Source organism: Pseudomonas sp. PDM22, from assembly GCF_014851965.1.
Taxonomy (GTDB): domain Bacteria; phylum Pseudomonadota; class Gammaproteobacteria; order Pseudomonadales; family Pseudomonadaceae; genus Pseudomonas.
The window spans coordinates 557,253-573,394 of record NZ_JACVAR010000002.1; the positions used below are offsets into that span (position 1 = coordinate 557,253).

Annotated in this window: 15 protein-coding genes; 8 read left to right on the forward strand and 7 right to left on the reverse strand. The window is 65.6% G+C overall.

Annotated elements, in window-relative coordinates; genetic code table 11:
* The first annotated feature begins 46 nt into the window (after window positions 1-46).
* Together IB255_RS08170 and IB255_RS08175 are read left to right on the forward strand one after the other, a co-directional pair.
* Entirely contained in the window at window positions 47-1,369 is a 1,323-nt protein-coding gene (locus IB255_RS08170) for an APC family permease (protein ID WP_054911245.1), read from the forward strand.
* 57 nt (window positions 1,370-1,426) lie between these two features.
* Complete coding sequence (locus IB255_RS08175; RefSeq protein ID WP_192210046.1) at window positions 1,427-2,071, forward strand: glutathione S-transferase family protein; 645 nt, start codon at window positions 1,427-1,429, stop codon at window positions 2,069-2,071.
* A 645-nt stretch (window positions 2,072-2,716) separates the two neighbouring features.
* Here the strand turns inward: IB255_RS08175 and metR are convergent.
* Both metR and IB255_RS08185 read right to left on the reverse strand, forming a co-directional pair.
* The gene (gene metR, locus IB255_RS08180; protein ID WP_024765378.1) at window positions 2,717-3,637 is read right to left on the reverse strand and encodes a transcriptional regulator MetR; all 921 of its coding nucleotides are present in this window, start codon (window positions 3,635-3,637) and stop codon (window positions 2,717-2,719) included.
* Between the two features lie 141 nt (window positions 3,638-3,778).
* Window positions 3,779-4,222, reverse strand: a complete 444-nt coding sequence (locus IB255_RS08185; RefSeq protein ID WP_081517690.1) for a CopD family copper resistance protein — start codon at window positions 4,220-4,222, stop codon at window positions 3,779-3,781.
* A gap of 194 nt (window positions 4,223-4,416) precedes the next feature.
* Here IB255_RS08185 and IB255_RS08190 point away from each other — a divergent pair, with 194 nt between their 5' ends.
* Window positions 4,417-5,427, forward strand: coding sequence for an alpha/beta fold hydrolase (locus IB255_RS08190; protein WP_081517691.1), 1,011 nt, complete (start codon window positions 4,417-4,419; stop codon window positions 5,425-5,427).
* Between the two features lie 9 nt (window positions 5,428-5,436).
* Here the strand turns inward: IB255_RS08190 and IB255_RS08195 are convergent, their stop codons facing one another.
* Together IB255_RS08195 and IB255_RS08200 are read right to left on the reverse strand one after the other, a co-directional pair.
* On the reverse strand, window positions 5,437-6,000 hold the full coding sequence (locus IB255_RS08195) for a carboxymuconolactone decarboxylase family protein (RefSeq protein WP_081517692.1): 564 nt from the start codon (window positions 5,998-6,000) through the stop codon (window positions 5,437-5,439).
* Window positions 6,001-6,010: 10 nt separating this feature from the next.
* Window positions 6,011-7,339 carry an aspartate aminotransferase family protein gene (locus IB255_RS08200; RefSeq protein WP_192210047.1) on the reverse strand — a complete coding sequence of 443 codons (1,329 nt, stop codon included), beginning with the start codon at window positions 7,337-7,339 and terminating at the stop codon, window positions 6,011-6,013.
* 355 nt (window positions 7,340-7,694) lie between these two features.
* Here IB255_RS08200 and glnH point away from each other — a divergent pair, with 355 nt between their 5' ends.
* Genes glnH through IB255_RS08225 form a run of 5 tightly spaced genes read left to right on the forward strand, consistent with a single transcriptional unit; the run spans window position 7,695 to window position 11,797 of the window.
* Window positions 7,695-8,438 (forward strand): glutamine ABC transporter substrate-binding protein GlnH, encoded by a 744-nt coding sequence (glnH, locus tag IB255_RS08205; RefSeq protein ID WP_151186169.1) that lies wholly within the window; start codon window positions 7,695-7,697, stop codon window positions 8,436-8,438.
* Between the two features lie 16 nt (window positions 8,439-8,454).
* Window positions 8,455-9,111 carry a glutamine ABC transporter permease GlnP gene (glnP, locus tag IB255_RS08210; RefSeq protein ID WP_081517695.1) on the forward strand — a complete coding sequence of 219 codons (657 nt, stop codon included), beginning with the start codon at window positions 8,455-8,457 and terminating at the stop codon, window positions 9,109-9,111.
* A complete protein-coding gene (glnQ, locus tag IB255_RS08215) occupies window positions 9,108-9,830 on the forward strand; it encodes a glutamine ABC transporter ATP-binding protein GlnQ (RefSeq protein WP_081517696.1) in 723 nt (240 codons plus the stop codon). The genes glnP and glnQ overlap by 4 nt, the downstream gene beginning before the upstream one ends.
* A 9-nt stretch (window positions 9,831-9,839) precedes the next feature.
* Window positions 9,840-10,898: a C45 family autoproteolytic acyltransferase/hydolase gene (locus IB255_RS08220; protein ID WP_192210048.1), complete on the forward strand. Its 1,059-nt coding sequence runs from the start codon at window positions 9,840-9,842 to the stop codon at window positions 10,896-10,898.
* Entirely contained in the window at window positions 10,895-11,797 is a 903-nt protein-coding gene (locus IB255_RS08225; RefSeq protein ID WP_192210049.1) for a MurR/RpiR family transcriptional regulator, read from the forward strand. The genes IB255_RS08220 and IB255_RS08225 overlap by 4 nt, the downstream gene beginning before the upstream one ends.
* Window positions 11,798-11,809: 12 nt before the next feature.
* Here the strand turns inward: IB255_RS08225 and glpD are convergent, their stop codons facing one another.
* From glpD to glpK, 3 genes are all read right to left on the reverse strand, one after another.
* Window positions 11,810-13,351 carry a glycerol-3-phosphate dehydrogenase gene (gene glpD / locus IB255_RS08230; RefSeq protein ID WP_081517698.1) on the reverse strand — a complete coding sequence of 514 codons (1,542 nt, stop codon included), beginning with the start codon at window positions 13,349-13,351 and terminating at the stop codon, window positions 11,810-11,812.
* A gap of 147 nt (window positions 13,352-13,498) precedes the next feature.
* Window positions 13,499-14,254, reverse strand: a complete 756-nt coding sequence (locus IB255_RS08235; RefSeq protein ID WP_081517699.1) for a DeoR/GlpR family transcriptional regulator — start codon at window positions 14,252-14,254, stop codon at window positions 13,499-13,501.
* 224 nt (window positions 14,255-14,478) lie between these two features.
* Window positions 14,479-15,993 (reverse strand): glycerol kinase GlpK, encoded by a 1,515-nt coding sequence (gene glpK / locus IB255_RS08240; protein WP_081517700.1) that lies wholly within the window; start codon window positions 15,991-15,993, stop codon window positions 14,479-14,481.
* Window positions 15,994-16,142 lie beyond the last annotated feature (149 nt).

Genomic DNA, 16,142 nt, shown 5'->3' on the forward strand with positions numbered 1-16,142 from the left:
CAGCACTTTGCACTGCCATAACAAACACAACGCGGAGTAAGCAGTAATGGCTCGACTGAAACGAACCCTGTCGCTGGGTTCGGTGGTGCTGTTCGGCATCGCCTACATGACCCCGATCATCGTCCTCGGTACCTTCGGCATCCTCGCCGACGTCACCCGCGGCGTAGTCCCCTCGGCCTACCTCGTAGCATCCGTTGCAATGCTGTTCACCGCGCTGAGCTATGGGCGCATGGCGGCTGCCTTCCCGGTGGCCGGTTCCGCCTACACCTACGTGCGCAAGTCGATCAGCCCGAAACTCGGCTTCCTCGCCGGCTGGGCAGTGCTGCTGGATTACCTGTTCCTGCCCATGGCCATCTGGCTGATCGGCGCCGCCTACCTGCACTCCGCCTTCCCAGCCGTGCCCCAGGCCCTGTGGGTGCTGGCGTTCATCGGCGTGACCACCGCGATCAACGTGGTCGGCCTGCGCCTGGCGAAGAACATCAACGGCGTACTGATGCTGGTGCAGTTCCTCGTGCTGATCGCCTTCGTCGGCCTGGCCATCCACTACATCACCGGTGATGGCAGTCGTCCGCTGTGGACCCTGGAACCCTTCCTCAAGGAGGGCACCCAGCTGCCGCTGATCATGGGTGGTGCAGCCATCGCCTGCTACTCCTTCCTGGGCTTCGACGCGGTCAGTACCCTGACCGAAGAAACCCACGAGCCGCGCAAGACCATTCCGCGCGCCATCCTGCTGATCACCCTGATCGGTGGCGGCATCTTCATCGCCGCCAGCTACTTCGTACAGCTGGCGCACCCGTCGGTGGAATTCCAGAACGCCGATTCGGCGGCCTACGAAATTGCCCGCAACATCGGCGGCGACCTGTTCGTCAGCTTCTTCCTGATCGGCCTGATCGTCGGCCAGTTCACCTCCGGCCTGTCGGCCCAGGCCAGCGCCTCGCGTCTGCTGTTCGCCATGGGCCGCGACGGAGTGCTGCCGCGCCCGTTCTTCGGTCGCATCAGCAAGCGCTTCGAAACCCCGGTGAACAGCATCGTACTGTGCGGCGTGGTGGCCCTGCTGGCGCTGCACATGGACGTCACCACCTCCACCTCGTTCATCAACTTCGGCGCCTTCCTCGCCTTCAGCCTGGTGAACCTCTCGGTGATCTTCCACTACTACCTGAACGCCGAGCGCCGCGGCCTGCGCGAGCTGGTGCTGTTCCTGCTGTTCCCGCTGATCGGCCTGCTCGCCGACCTGTGGCTGATGGTCAGCCTCGACCACCTGGCCATCTGGCTCGGCGCCACCTGGCTGGTGCTCGGCGTGATCTACCTGGCGGTGATCACCAGCGGCTTCCGCCAGCAACCGCCGGAGATGCATTTCGAGGAGGCGTGAGCCCCGCGCGGGGCTATGCTGGGGACTCCGAGCCGTGATGCCCGAGGAGATCCCGCCATGCCCCGCCTCACCCTCTATCATTCGCCCCAGACACGCTCCAGCGGCACCCTGGTGCTGCTGGAAGAACTGGGCGCCGAGTACGACCTCGAACTGATCAACATGAAGGCCGGCGAGCAACGCAAGCCGGAATTCCTCGCGCTCAACCCGTTGGGCAAGGTCCCGGCGATCCGCCTCGGCGAGTCGCTGGTCACCGAGCAAGGCGCCATCTTCATCTACCTCGCCGACCTGTTCCCCCGGGCGAATCTCGCTCCTGCCCTCGACGACCCCTTGCGCGGCCCCTACCTGCGCTGGCTGGTGTTCTATGGCTCCAGCTTCGAACCGGCCATCGTCGACCGTGCCCTGAAGCGCGATGCCGCTCCGCAGGCCATGAGCCCCTACGGCGATTACGACAGCGTCATGCGCGCCCTCGCCGAACAGTTGGAAACCGGCCCCTACCTGCAGGGCAGTCGCATGACCGCTGCCGACGTGCTGTGGGGCGCGGCCCTGCGCTGGACCATCGGCTTCGGCGTGGTGCCCAAGCTGCCGGTGTTCGAGCGCTATGTGGAGCTGGTGACCTCGCGCCCGGCCTTCAAGCGAGTGTGGGAACGGGATGTGCAGTGGGCGGAAGAACACACCCGCGTGGCGGAAGCGAAAGCGCCCTGATAGCCGGAAACGGACCGTTCCAGAGCCATAGAAGGGTTTCGGGCCGTCGTGGTGGCCCTGACGCTTTTTGCGGAATCGGTCTCAGGCCATGTGGGAAAGTTCTTTTTTTCGTGTGGCCATATTTTCCGTAGCAGGGTGCTGGTCAATGATTGCCCCAACGCCGCGTAACCCCATCACACGGCGTCGCTGGAACCATAAGAACCACAGGTGTTGACCGGTTATGTCCCCCGATGGCCCATCCGCAAGGATGGGCCTTTTTTCTTGCTCTTTTCGGGCCAATCAGACGGGCGATTTAGCCTGTCTATACAAGTCAAGGGGTGCGGAAGGTTGGGCTTGTCTGATAGCGAGGCCTTTAGTGCGGGAAATGGCTGAGGCTGTGGCGGATTTCGCAATTAAGTGGCAGATGCTTCCTACGCAGATCAACGGGCTTGGCGAAATATCTTCTGTCTAAGATCATTCGTTCCGCAGCGTGTTCCTACACGTTGCGGTAACGATTGATCGACTAGTCAATTGTTAATTTTTGGCCCGCCAGTCATGGCGGGCCTTTTTTATGCGCGGCTGTATCCGGCCAAGCCATGGTCTGGGCTTGTTCGAGTGGCTTGCGGGAACTTTCTTCGGACTACGGGTGATGTCGGGTCTTGTCTGTCAGCCCTTCGCCGCGCTGACCCCTTCCAGGGTGGCGAAGGAGGTGTCCTTCGCGGTCAGCAGGAAATCACGCATGAACGGTGCGTCCAGCATGTCGGCGCGAATGGCGGCGAACAGGGTGCAGTACAGGCCTTTTTCCCCCAGGCGCTTGGCGGTCACGTAGCCTCGCGAGCTGTACTCGTGCAGCGCCCAGTTGGGCAGGCTGCAGACGCCGCGTCCGGATGCCACCAACTGCATCATCATCACCGTCAGCTCCGAGGTACGCACCTGCGCCGGTTCGACGTCGGCGGGTTCGAGGAAGCGGGTGAAGATGTCCAGTCGATCGCGCTCGATGGGGTAGGTGATCAGCGTCAGGTTGGCCAGATCTTCCGGGACGATGAACGACTTGCCGGCCAGCGCATGGTGGTTGTCCACCGCCAGCAGAGCCTCGTAGGTGAACAGCGGCACGTAGGTGATGCCGGCGATGTCCACCGGGTCGGAAGTCACCACCAGGTCCAGGTCGCCGCGGGCCAGCGCCGGCAGCGGGGCGAAGGAGAAGCCGGAGGCGAGGTCCAGCTCCACTTCCGGCCAGGCGTCACGGAACTGGTCGATGGTCGGCATCAGCCACTGGAAGCAGCTGTGGCACTCGATGGCCATGTGCAGGCGGCCGGCGGTACCACCGGCCAGGCGCGCGAGATCGCGCTCGGCGCCGCGCAGTTGCGGCAGCACGGCGTCGGCCAGCTGCAGCAGGCGCAGGCCGGCGCTGGTGAAACGCACCGGCTTGGTCTTGCGGATGAACAGGGACAGGCCGAGGCGCTCCTCCAGTTCCTTGAACTGGTGGGACAGGGCGGACTGCGTCAGGTGCAGACGCTCGGCGGCCTCCACCAGGCTGTCGGCTTCGCGCAGGGCATGCAGGGTTTTCAGGTGACGGAGTTCAAGCATGGCGCGGCCTCGCCTCACTATGAGGAAATCTTGATGAAACGGCAGATCAATTGAACTGCTCTCATGATAAGCCGGTGACTGGCACTTCACCAGCACGCTTTCGCCAGCCCGCCTTACCGGGCTGGAGCTGCCGGCCGGGGGTCACCAGCTCAGGTAGAACATGCCCTTGGCCAGCAGCACGATCAGTACCACGTGGGCAAACACGCTGTAGTGGATGCGCCGGGAGCGCTGGCCGGTCATGCGCCCGACTCGGAAGGAATACATGGCGAAGAGGAAATGGCCCAGGACGCTGGTGGCCAGCAGCAGCTTGAGACTGAGCAGGGTGGCGAAGGGCGATGCCAGCGGGGCGGCCAGCAGCGGTGCGTAACGCAGGTGCAGCATGCCCAGACCGCTGCCGAACAGGGTCAGGATCACCCAGGGCATCACCCGGCGCAGGCGACGGCCCAGCGCACCCTCGACCATTTTCATCGCCCGTGCCGGGACATGGCGGTGGACGCTTTCCAGGATCAGCACTTCGAAGAACACCGTGCCGACGAACATGATCGCGGCGAACAGGTGCAGCACCAGCAGGATGGGGTAGGCCATGAGGAAACTTCCGAGCGGGGGTTTCCTATCTTCGCCAGTGCGAGGGGCGACCTCCCTTGATCCGGATCATGGGAAGAGCCGTCGGTGACCGCTCAGCGCCTTTCATCAAACTGTCACGGACCTGTGGCAGAGCGAGCGACGGAAATTCATCAGAATCGCGCTCAACTGGGGTTTTGCGTTCCGGATTTTCATTCATGCGAGCTTTCCTGCTGGCAGTCGCACTTTGCTGCGGCCTGTCCTCTCTTTCTTTTGCCGATCGGGCGGTTGCCGCCGATCGTTGCGATGCGCGGGTGCCGACCGAACTGGTCGACCTGGGTGACGTGCGTCTGGCCTACCAGAGCATCGGTCGTCCGCAGGACCCGACGCTGTTGCTGGTCATGGGCCTGGGTGGCCAGTTGATCCACTGGCCGGACGAAGTGGTCGAGGCGCTCTGCCAGCAGGGCTTTCGGGTGATCCGCTACGACAACCGCGATGTCGGCCTGTCTTCCTGGCGCGTTCCTACGCCCAGCGGCAACCTGACCTACGAAGTCATTCGCTATCGCCTCGGCCTGCCTGTGAGCGCGCCCTACAGCCTGACCGACATGGCCGGCGACGCGCTGCACCTGCTGGATGCGCTGCATGTCGAGCGTGCCCATGTGCTGGGCGCGAGCATGGGCGGGATGATCGCCCAGCACGTGGCCGACATGGCGCCCGACCGGGTGATCAGCCTGACACTGGTGATGACCAGTTCCGGTGCAGAAGGCCTGCCGGCGCCCAGCGAGTCATTGCTGCGCCTGCTCGCCCGGCGTGAAGCGGCCAGCCGCGAACAGGCCATCGAGCAGCAGGCTGATCTGCTGGCAGCCCTCGGCAGCCCGGAAGTGCGCGACGATCGCCAGCAGTTGCTGCAGCAGGCGGCGCGTTCCTACGATCGAGCGTTCAATCCTGAAGGCGTGCAACGGCAGATGCTGGCGATCCTCGCCGAGCCGAGCCGGGTGGAACTGCTCAACCGCCTGAACGTACCGACCCTGGTGGTCCACGGCACCGCCGACCCGCTACTGCCCGTGATGCACGGCGTACATGTGGCGGCGCACATCCGCGGTTCGGTACTCAAGCTGATCCCCGGCATGGCGCACCGCTTCCAGGAAGACTTCAAGGAGCCGCTGCTGGGCGCGGTGCTGCCTTACCTGCGCGAACATCAGGGCGGCGGGCACGTCGCACAACTCTGATCGCCTGCCTCAGGGTTCGCTGAACGGCAGTGGCGCCTCGGTTTCGCGCCGCACCGAGAACGCGTTGAGCGTCATGGCCACCAGCGCGTAGTAGCCGAAGATTCCCACCAGCTCCACCAGTCCGGCCTCACCGAAGCTGGCCGTGGCTTCTTCGTACAACGCCTGGTCGATGCGTCGGGTTTCGTACAGCGAGCGGCCCAGGCGATGGATCAGGCGTTCGTCTTCACGCTGGAAGTCCGGTGTCCGATTCTGCCGCAAGGCCTCGATCACTTCGTCGCTGAGGCCGGCCTGGCGCGCGATGGGTTCGTGGATCTGCCATTCCGCCTGGGATTGCCACCAGGCGGCGGTGACCAGGATCGCCAGTTCGCTCAGCCGCAGTTCCAGGCGTGTGCCGTAGCGGCAGAAGGCGCCGAGCTTCTGGGCGTTGTCCGCCAGTCCGGGACTGTGCACCCAGGCCAGGAACGGGCCGTCCAGATTGCCGCGCGGACCGCTGAGGATCTCCTGCAATACGCGGCGCTGTTCGTCGTCCATGTTGGCGTCGGACAGCGGGGTCAGGCGTGAGTCGATTTTCATGCGAGGTCCTTCAGAGGCTGCCGATGGCTTTGACGATGGCGCGCTGCAGCTTTTCAGTCAGTTCATCCAGCTGCGCTTCTTCGAGGATGAAGGGCGGGGCCAGCAGGATGTGGTCGCCGTGGCGGCCATCCAGCGTGCCGCCCATGGGGTAGCACATCAGGCCTTCCTGCATGGCGGCCTTCTTGATCCGTGCGTGCAGTTTTGCTTCGGCGGGGAAGGGCGTCTTGCCGGCGCGCTCGGCCACCAGCTCCACTCCCTGGAACAGCCCGCGACCGCGAATGTCACCGATGTTGGGATGCTCGCCAAGGGCGCTGAGCAGGCGTTGCTGCAGCTGTTCGCCCAGCTCCCGTACGCGTGGCAGCAGGTTGCGCTGTTCGATGGTCTTCTGCACGGCCAGGGCAGCGGCGCAGGCGGTGGCATGGCCGATATAGGTGTGGCCGTGCTGGAAGAAGCCCGAGCCGTTGGCGATGGCGTCGTGGATACGCTGGCTGACCAGGGTGGCGCCAATGGGCTGGTAGCCGGCACCCAGGCCCTTGGCGATGGTGATCAGGTCGGCGCTGATGCCTTCCTGTTCGGCGGCGAACAGGCTGCCGGTACGGCCCATGCCGCACATCACTTCGTCGAGGATCAGCAGCACGCCATAGCGGTCGCAGATTTCCCGCACCCGTCTGAAGTAGCCCGGCACGGCGGTCACTGCGCCCAGCGTGGCGCCCACCACCGGCTCGGCGACGAAGGCCATGACCTTGTCCGGGCCGAGGTTGAGGATTTCCGTTTCCAGTTCCCGTGCCAGGCGTTCGCCGTAGGCTTCCGGCGTTTCGCCTTCGGCCTGGTCGCGATAGGCGTAGCAGGGGCTGACGTGGCTGACATCGATCAGCAGCGGCTGGAACTGCTGGCGTCGCCAGGCGTTGCCGCCGGCGGCCAGGGCGCCGAGGGTGTTGCCGTGGTAGCTCTGGCGGCGGGCGATCAGGTGCGTGCGCTGTGGCTGGCCGATCTCCACGAAGTACTGGCGGGCCAGCTTGAGCGCCGCCTCTACCGCTTCCGAACCGCCGGAAACGAAGTACACCGAGCGCATCCCGGCCGGGGCGCGGGCGATCAGGAAGTCGGCCAGTTCTTCCATTGGCTCGCTGGTGAAGAAGGAGGTATGGGCGTAGGCCAGGGTGCCGATCTGCCGGCGTACCGCTTCGATCACTTCGGCGTCGCTGTGCCCCAGGCAGGACACCGCAGCTCCGCCGCTGGCGTCGAGGTAGCGACGGCCCTCGCTGTCGATCAGGTAGGCGCCGTCGCCGCGAACGGCCGTGGGGTAGGACTGGATGAGGCTGCGGTGCAGGACGTGGCTCATGGTGACCTCCTGGGGTTTTCGCAAATATTAAATGCATTTTTGTTCTTGGCAAATTTTTCTTGCGAAGAATGGCATTGCTCTACATTTGGCTAATGCGCGTCCTGCGGTGCTTTTCTTCGATTTTCCGGGTGCATCAGGCGGGGCGTGAGGTGTTCTGGGATGGGAAAAATACTTGCAAATAAATTTATTGCATGTTTATTTTGCACAAAAGCACGCAAGTGCATGCAGCCCCTGACGGGGGTTAGCCGCTCAAAACAATAAAGTCCGGGCCCAGGCCCGTTGCATCGAACTGCCGCTAATGCGCGCCAGCCCCAGGGCATGGCGCATCCCGCCGTCCCGCAAGAGGAAGTCCTGCATGAAAAAGCTGCTGCAAGCCTCGTTCGCCGCTCTCTCCCTGTTCGCCGCCAGCCAGTCGATGGCTGCCGACAAGGAGCTGCTGATCGCCACCGATACCGCCTTCGTTCCCTTCGAGTTCAAACAGGGCGACAAATACGTCGGCTTCGACATCGATCTCTGGGCAGCCATCGCCAAGGAGATGGGCGTGAGCTACCAGCTCAAGCCGATGGACTTCAACGGCATCATCCCCGCGCTGCAGACCCGCAACGTCGACGCGGCCCTGGCCGGCATCACCATCAAGGAAGACCGCAAGCAGGTCATCGACTTCTCCGACGGCTACTACGACAGCGGCTTCCTGCTGATGGTCAAGGCCGATAACGACAGCATCAAGAGCTCCGCCGACATTGCCGGCAAGAGCCTGGCGGTGAAGAGCGGCACCTCCTCGGCGGACTACGCCAAGGCCAATCTGAAGGCCGGCGACCTGCGCCAGTTCCCCAACGTCGACAACGCCTACCTGGAGCTGCGCACCGGCCGCGTCGATGCCGCGATGCACGACACTCCCAACGTCCTCTACTACATCAAGACCGCCGGCGACGGGCAGGTGAAGGCCGTGGGCGAGCAGATGATGGCGCAGCAGTACGGCATCGGATTCCCCAAGGGCAGCGAGCTGCGCGAGCCGGTGAACGCGGCGCTGAAGAAGCTGCGTGAGGACGGCACCTATGCGCAGATCTACCGCAAGTGGTTCGGCACCGACCCGAAATAAGACGAGGTAGGCATCCATGCATTTTCAATGGTCCGCCATCTGGGACGCGTTGCCGGTGCTGCTCGAGGGCGCCCGGCTGACCCTGTGGATATCCATTCTCGGTCTGATCGGCGGCGCGGTGATCGGCCTGGTGGCCGGTGTCGGCCGCGCCTACGGCGGCTTCATCGGCAGTCGCGCGGCGCTGGTGTTCGTCGAGCTGATCCGTGGCACGCCGATCATGGTCCAGGTGATGTTCATCTACTTCGCCCTGCCGCTGATGATCCCGGTGCGCATCGATCCGTTCAGCGCAGCGGTGGTCACCATCATGATCAACTCCGGCGCCTACATCGCCGAGATCACCCGCGGTGCGCTGCTCTCGGTGAACAAGGGCTTCCGCGAGGCGGGGCTGGCGCTGGGGCTTTCCGGGCGCGACACGCTGCGCTACGTGATCGCTCCGCTGGCCTTCCGGCGGATGATCCCGGCGCTGGGCAACCAGTGGATCGTGAGCATCAAGGACACCTCGCTGTTCATCGTCATCGGCGTCGCCGAACTGACCCGCCAGGGGCAGGAGGTGATCGCCGGCAACTTCCGCGCGATGGAAATCTGGTCGGCGGTGGCGGTGATCTACCTGGTCATCACCCTGGTGTTGAGTTACGTGCTGCGGCGCATGGAATCGAGGCTGAAGATCCTATGATCGAGTTCAAGCAGGTCGCCAAGCACTTTGGCGAGACCAAGGTGCTCCACGACATCAACCTGAAGATCGGCAGCGGCGAGGTGGTGGTCATCATCGGCCCTTCCGGCTCCGGCAAATCGACGCTGCTGCGCTGCATCAACAAGCTCGAAGTGATCACCGACGGCCAGTTGTTCGTCGATGGCATGGAGGTCAACGACCCGAAGGTGGACGAGCGCCTGATCCGCCAGGAGGCGGGGATGGTGTTCCAGCAGTTCCACCTGTTCCCGCAGATGACCGCACTGGAAAACGTTGCCTTCGGGCCGATCCGCGTGCGCGGGGCGAAGAAGGCGGACGCCGAGGCGCTGGCGCGTACGCTGCTGGCGAAGGTGGGGCTCTCCGAGCGCGCCGGGCACTATCCGTCGGAGTTGTCCGGCGGCCAGCAGCAGCGCGTGGCCATCGCCCGCGCGCTGGCGGTGAAGCCCAAGCTGATGCTGTTCGACGAGCCCACCTCGGCGCTCGACCCCGAGCTGCGCCATGAAGTGCTGCAGGTGATGAAGGACCTGGCGGAGGAGGGCATGACCATGGTCATCGTCACCCACGAGATCGACTTCGCCCGCAAGGTCGCCTCGCGGCTGATCTTCATCGACCAGGGCCGCATCACCGAGGACGGCGACCCCGCCAGCCTGATCGGCAACCCCACCAGCCCGCGTCTGCGGGAGTTCCTGCAACATGTCGCCTGAGGTGCGCCGATGATCCTGCAACCCCTGAAACTGGGCGGCAGCCCGTATGACATCGGCCTGGGGCTGGGCCGCTTCGGCCGCGACGCGGTGCATCAGCGCCTTCGCCCGCTGCCCCTGTGGCGGAGCCTCGCGGCCCTGGCCGGAGCGGGTGTGGCGAAAGCCATGCAGGCGCAGGTCGAGGCCGACTTCCCGCGTATCTGGGAGGAAATCCGCGGCCTGGCCGATGGGCTGGAACTGCCGGTCGAGGAAGTCTTCCTGTGGAATTGCCGCGGCGACTTCGTCAGCCCGCAGAGCGTGGATGGCTGCACCACGGTGTTCGGGCCGACCGCCGAGGGCTGGCTGATCGCCCACAACGAGGATGGCCTGCCTTCCCTCGAGGGTGCCTGCGGCCTGCTGCAGGCGGCGCCGGAGCAAGGCATGGCTTTCACCAGCTTCGTCTACCCCGGCTCCCTTCCCGGCCACACCTTCGCAGTGAATGCCGCCGGGCTGGTCAGTACGGTGAACAACATCCGCCCTGCCAACATCCCGACCGGCCTGCCGCGTCAGGTACTGGCCCGTGCGGTGCTGGATTGCGCCAGCCTGGATGAGGCGGTCGACGTGCTCTCCCGCGCAGGCCGCGCCGGTGCCTTCCACCATGCCCTCGGGCAGGTCGGTTCGGCCCATCTGCTGAGCGTCGAAGCCTGCTCGGCCGGCGTCGTTGTGCGCAAGGTGCGGCGTCCGGGCGGGCACTCCAATCATCTGCTGGATGCCGGGCTGGACGCCGCCGGCCAGCGCATCACCGGCAGTTCCGGCAGCCGCCAGCGTCGCGTCGACGGGTTGCTGGGGGAGGGGGGCGGTCTGCTCGACGAGGCCCGCGCGCTGGCGATCCTGCGCGATGGCGCTGATCCCGAGCTGCCGATCTACCGTCGCGCGGTGGACGACCCGGACGATGAGAACACCCTGGCCACCGCCGTGTTTCTCATCGGCGCGAACTCGGTAGAATGGCGCGTCTACTGCCAGCCGGATGTCCAGCACGTGGAAAGCGCCGGCAGTACCCGTCCTTCTTCCGCCAACGGACCTGCCCGATGAACCAAGCGCCCGCCGCACTGCCCGATAACCTGGGAGCCCTCAAGCAACTGCTGGAGGCTATCGAGCGCGGTGAGTCGGGCATCTCCCTGGGCGGCAGTTCGCGGCGGGTGCTGGCTGCCTTGATCGAGGCACCGCAGCGCACCGCGGTGTCTTCCATCAGCGAGCTGGCGGAGCAGCTCGGGGTGAACGCCTCGACCTTGTCGCGCCTGGCCCAGCGCCTGGGCTACGGCGGTTTCAGCAAGTTCCAGGACCTGTTCCGCCGCGAGCTGACCGAGGGCAAGAATTTCTACAGCGACCAGGCCTCGCGCCTGCTGCTGACTCCCGCCGACACCACGTTGTCGCGCCTGACCCGCCTGGGCCGGCAGGAAAGCACCAACATCGCCAGCCTGATCGAGCAGGTCGAGCCGGAGGTGTTCTCCCGCGTGGTGGAGCTTCTCGCCAGCGCGCGCCGTGTGCGAATCCATGGCATGCGCCAGTTCACTTCGCTGGCGCTGTTCATGTCCTACGGCCTGGGCATGCTGCGCCAGGACGTGGCAGCGCTGGATGCCAGCCGCCAGGGCGTGGCCGATGCGTTGGCGCAACTGGATGCCGGCGATGTGCTGGTGGTCGCCAGCTGCTTCCCCTACACGCCCAGCGTGCTGGCCACGGCGGAAGTCGCCGCGCGCCATGGCATCGAGGTCGTGGCCCTGACCGATTCCTCCAGCTCGCCATTGGCGAAGGTGGCGCGGCACAGCTTCTATGTGCCCAACCACAGCCTGTTCTACAGCAACAGCATGTGCGCCTTCATGCTGCTGGCGCAGGGCTTGTTGAGCGAGGTGGCGGGGCGATTGGGCGAAAGCGCGCTGGAGTCACTGCGCCAGCGCGAAGAACTGATCAGCGAGCTGAACGCGTCGCTCTGAGGCGACGCCGCCTCAGGCGACCTGGGTTCTGGGCTCCAGCGGGCTTTCGCTGCTGAGGAACTGCTCCAGGCGCTCGCGCTGCCGGGCATTGAGGAACAGGCCGAGCTTGGTGCGGCGCCAGAGGATGTCGTCGGCGTCGCGCGCCCACTCCTCGTGGACCAGATATTCCACTTCCCGCGCATAGAGCCCGGCGCCCAGGTGTTCGCCCAGTTCGCTGAGGTTGTGCGCGCCGTCCAGCAGTTTCCAGATGCGGCTGCCGTAAGTGCTGGCCCAGCGCCGGGCGAGGGCCGGGTCGAGCTGGCGCAGGCGGTCCATGAGCTGGACGGCGAGGTCGTCCACGCAGGTCATGGCTTCACCGCCGGGCAGCGGGGCGCTGGCGGTCCAGCTGGCTTTCATCACGCCGGCGAAGTGCGGCGCCAGTTGCTCCAGTGCGGCCTCGGCGAGCTTGCGGTAGGTCGTCAGCTTGCCGCCGAATACCGACAGCAGCGGCGCTTCGCCGGGGGTATTGTCCAGCGCCAGGGTGTAGTCGCGGGTCACGGCCGAAGGGTCGTCGGACTCGTCGTCGCACAGCGGGCGCACGCCGGAGAAGCTGCGCAGGATGTCCTGGCGGCCCAACTGGTGCTTGAAGTGCGCATTGACCACGTTGAGCAGGTAGTCGGTCTCTTCTTCGCTGATGCTGATCTTCGCCGGGTCGCCCTGGTATTCGCGGTCGGTGGTGCCGATCAGGGTGAACTGGCGCAGGTAGGGGATGGCGAAGACGATGCGCCGGTCCTCGTTCTGCAGGATGTACGCGTGCTCACCTTCGTACAGGCGCGGCACGATCAGGTGGCTGCCCTGGATCAGACGGATGCCGTAGGGCGGCTTCTGGCGCAGTTCCTCGCGCAGGAAGCGGTCGACCCAGGGGCCGGCGGCGTTGACCAGCGCGCGGGCGCGCACCGAGTACAGGCTGCCATCGGCGCGCTCCAGATGCAGGTGCCACAGACCCTTGCTGCGCCGGGCGCTGACGCAGCGGGTGCGCGGGTGCACATGGGCGCCGTTCTCGCGGGCGGCCATGGCGTTGAGCACCACCAGGCGGGCGTCGTCCACCGAGCAGTCGGAGTATTCGAAGCCGCGGATGATCTCGGCCTTCAGCGGGCTGTCGTGGCCGAAGCGCACACCCCGGGAAGCCGGCAGCTTCTCGCGCTTGCCCAGGTGATCGTAGAGAAACAGGCCGGCGCGGATCATCCAGGCCGGGCGCAGGTGGGGGCGGTGCGGCAGTACGAAGCGCAGCGGGTGGACGATGTGCGGAGCCTTGGCCAGCAGCACTTCGCGCTCGGCGAGGGCTTCGCGGACCAGGCGGAATTCGTAGTGCTCCAGGTAGCGCAGGCCGCCGTGGACCAGCTTGCTGCTGGCGGAGGAGGTGTGGGCGGCGAGGTCGTGCTGTTCGCAAAGGAACACCGACAGCCCGCGCCCGGCAGCGTCCGCCGCGATCCCCGCGCCATTGATGCCGCCACCGACGACGGCCAGGTCATAGACTTCGGCCAGGGGCGCGTGGCGCTTGCTGGTTGGGTTCATGGGGGCCGCCTTGGGGATTGAAAGTGAATCTTTTGATGTTCGTTTTCGAAAATATCCTAGTTCAATGAATGAAATATGACCAGCCTTGAGCGCGAATTCGCGCAGACATTCGTCTGAATGTTCGAAAGTGAAGGAGTCGGGCGCGACTCAGACCAGTTCGAGCTGGACCTTGTGCTGGTGCATCAGGCGCGCCACGGCGGTGGGCGGCGGGCAGTCGGTGAACACCCGGCTGACCAGGGAGATCGGCCCCAGGCGCACTACGGCGTTGCGCCCGAACTTGCTGGAGTCGGCGGCGAGGAACACCTGCCGGGCGTTGTCGATGATGGCGCGGGAGACGCGCACTTCCTGGTAGTCGAAGTCCAGCAGGCTGCCGTCCTCGTCGATGCCGCTGATGCCGACCACGGCGAAGTCGACGCGGAACTGCTCGATGAAGTCCACTGCCGCCTGCCCGACCACGCCGCCGTCGCCGCGCACGGTGCCGCCGGCGATCAGCACTTCGAAGTCGTCCTTGCCGGCGAGGATGCTGGCGACGTGCAGGTTGTTGGTGATGACCTTGAGGTTCTTGTGGCCGAGCAGGGCGCGGGCGATGGCCTCGGTGGTGGTGCCGATGTTGATGAACAGCGAAGCGTTGTCCGGAATGTGCGCGGCGATGGCCTCGGCGATGCGCTGCTTCTCGTCGCGCATCTGGTCGGCGCGGGTGTTGTAGGCGGTGTTCTCGATGCTCGAGTCCCAGGCCGCGCCGCCGTGGTAGCGGCGCAGCAGGTTCTGCTCGGCGAGCTGGTTGATGTCGCGGCGGATGGTCTGCGGCGTCACGGCGAACTGCTGGGCGAGTTCCTCGATGCTCAGGTAGCCGCGCTCGCGGACCAGGTCGAGGATGCTTTGCTGTCGGGGTGGCAGGTTCATGCGCTGTGCTCGTGCGGACGGGCGAAGGGACAAGAATGCCGCAGCGGGGGCCTTGCTGTCATGCCAGGCGAGTTCGGCGCGGGCGGCTTTCCCTCACCCCAGCCCTCTCCCGGAGGGAGAGGGAGCCGTCCATACCGGCTGATGCCACGGTGTCAGCCTGCACCGATCAGTCCCCTCTCACTCTGGGAGAGGGCTAGGGTGAGGGTAGAAATGGCATCCAACTTTCAGTCGTCCGCAGCCCAGCCGCGTGTGCGCTCCACGGCCTTCTTCCATCCCGCATACAACCGCGTGCGCTCTGCTTCGTCACAGGCCGGCTGGAACACCCGCTCGATCACCGCCTTGTTCTTCAGCTCGCCCAGGCTGCCCCAGAAACCGCAGGCCAGCCCCGCCAGCACCGCGGCGCCGAGGGCGGTGGTCTCGCGCATCTGCGGGCGCTCCACCGGGGTGCCGAGGATGTCGGCCTGGAACTGCATGAGGAAGTTGTTGGCCACCGCGCCGCCATCCACGCGCAGGGCACGCAGCGGCTCGCCGGCGTCCTGCTGCATGGCGTCGAGCACGTCACGGGTCTGGTAGGCGATGGATTCCAGGGTGGCGCGGATCAGGTGGTCGGCCTTCACCCCACGGGTCAGGCCGAACAGCGCGCCACGGGCGTACGGGTCCCAGTAGGGCGCGCCGAGGCCGGTGAAGGCGGGGACCAGGTAGACGCCATTGCTGTCCTTCACCTTGGTGGCGAAGTACTCGGAGTCGTGGGCGTCGTTGATCACCTTCAGTTCGTCGCGCAGCCACTGCACGGTGGAGCCGCCGTTGAACACCGCGCCTTCCAGCGCATAGGCCACTTCGCCGCGCGGTCCGCAGGCGATGGTGGTGAGCAGGCCGTGGGTGGATTTCACCGCCTTGTCTCCGGTGTTCATCAGCAGGAAGCAGCCGGTGCCGTAGGTGTTCTTCGCCTGGCCCGGCTCCACGCACATCTGGCCGAACAGCGCGGCCTGCTGGTCGCCGGCGATCCCGGCAATCGGCGTGCGGTGCACGCCGAGGCCGCCGACCTTGGCGTGGCCATACACCTCGGAGGACGGGCGCACCTGCGGCAGCATCGCGCGCGGTACGCCCAGCGCGGCGAGCAGGCGTTCGTCCCAGTCGCGCTTGTGGATATCGAACATCAGGGTGCGCGAGGCGTTGGTGTAGTCGGTGACGTGCACCTCGCCTTCGGTGAGCTTCCAGATCAGCCAGCTGTCGACCGTGCCGAACAGCAACTCGCCGCGTTGCGCGCGTTCACGGGCGCCTTCGACGTTGTCGAGGATCCACTTCAGCTTGGTGCCGGAGAAGTAGGGATCGATGACCAGCCCGGTGGTGTCGCGGATGTGCTGTTCCAGGCCGTCGCGCTTGAGCTGCTCGCAGATCGCCGCGCTGCGCCGGCACTGCCAGACGATGGCGTTGTGGATCGGCCGGCCGGTGCTCTTGTCCCACACCAGGGTGGTTTCGCGCTGGTTGGTGATGCCGATGGCGGCCACTTCGGCGACGCTGATGCTGGCCTGGGCGAGGGCTTCCACCAGGGTCGAACTCTGGGTCGCCCAGATTTCCATCGGGTCGTGTTCGACCCAGCCCGGTTGCGGGTAGATCTGCGCGAACTCGCGCTGGGCCGTGCTGACCACGTTGGCGTCGTGGTCGAAGATGATGGCGCGCGAGCTGGTGGTGCCCTGGTCGAGGGCGACGACGTATTTCTTGTTCGTAAGGTCGGTCATGGCAGCGGCCTTGTGCGGATTCCGTTCGGCAACCCCGGCGGCAGGGCCGGGTAGGGATTGGCGGTGAACATACGGGATTCATCCCCGTCGGTGAAGCGAACACCGTGCAGTACGCCACACCTTGGCTTACTGTTATGCGCTGGAAAGCC

Excerpts from the sequence above, each read along its gene's own strand:
- IB255_RS08170 (WP_054911245.1), top strand. The coding sequence starts at position 47 with ATGGCTCGACTGAAACGAACCCTGTCGCTGGGTTCGGTGGTGCTGTTC.
- IB255_RS08175 (WP_192210046.1), top strand. The coding sequence starts at position 1,427 with ATGCCCCGCCTCACCCTCTATCATTCGCCCCAGACACGCTCCAGCGGC.
- metR (WP_024765378.1), bottom strand. The coding sequence starts at position 3,637 with ATGCTTGAACTCCGTCACCTGAAAACCCTGCATGCCCTGCGCGAAGCC.
- IB255_RS08185 (WP_081517690.1), bottom strand. The coding sequence starts at position 4,222 with ATGGCCTACCCCATCCTGCTGGTGCTGCACCTGTTCGCCGCGATCATG.
- IB255_RS08190 (WP_081517691.1), top strand. The coding sequence starts at position 4,417 with ATGCGAGCTTTCCTGCTGGCAGTCGCACTTTGCTGCGGCCTGTCCTCT.
- IB255_RS08195 (WP_081517692.1), bottom strand. The coding sequence starts at position 6,000 with ATGAAAATCGACTCACGCCTGACCCCGCTGTCCGACGCCAACATGGAC.
- IB255_RS08200 (WP_192210047.1), bottom strand. The coding sequence starts at position 7,339 with ATGAGCCACGTCCTGCACCGCAGCCTCATCCAGTCCTACCCCACGGCC.
- glnH (WP_151186169.1), top strand. The coding sequence starts at position 7,695 with ATGAAAAAGCTGCTGCAAGCCTCGTTCGCCGCTCTCTCCCTGTTCGCC.
- glnP (WP_081517695.1), top strand. The coding sequence starts at position 8,455 with ATGCATTTTCAATGGTCCGCCATCTGGGACGCGTTGCCGGTGCTGCTC.
- glnQ (WP_081517696.1), top strand. The coding sequence starts at position 9,108 with ATGATCGAGTTCAAGCAGGTCGCCAAGCACTTTGGCGAGACCAAGGTG.
- IB255_RS08220 (WP_192210048.1), top strand. The coding sequence starts at position 9,840 with ATGATCCTGCAACCCCTGAAACTGGGCGGCAGCCCGTATGACATCGGC.
- IB255_RS08225 (WP_192210049.1), top strand. The coding sequence starts at position 10,895 with ATGAACCAAGCGCCCGCCGCACTGCCCGATAACCTGGGAGCCCTCAAG.
- glpD (WP_081517698.1), bottom strand. The coding sequence starts at position 13,351 with ATGAACCCAACCAGCAAGCGCCACGCGCCCCTGGCCGAAGTCTATGAC.
- IB255_RS08235 (WP_081517699.1), bottom strand. The coding sequence starts at position 14,254 with ATGAACCTGCCACCCCGACAGCAAAGCATCCTCGACCTGGTCCGCGAG.
- glpK (WP_081517700.1), bottom strand. The coding sequence starts at position 15,993 with ATGACCGACCTTACGAACAAGAAATACGTCGTCGCCCTCGACCAGGGC.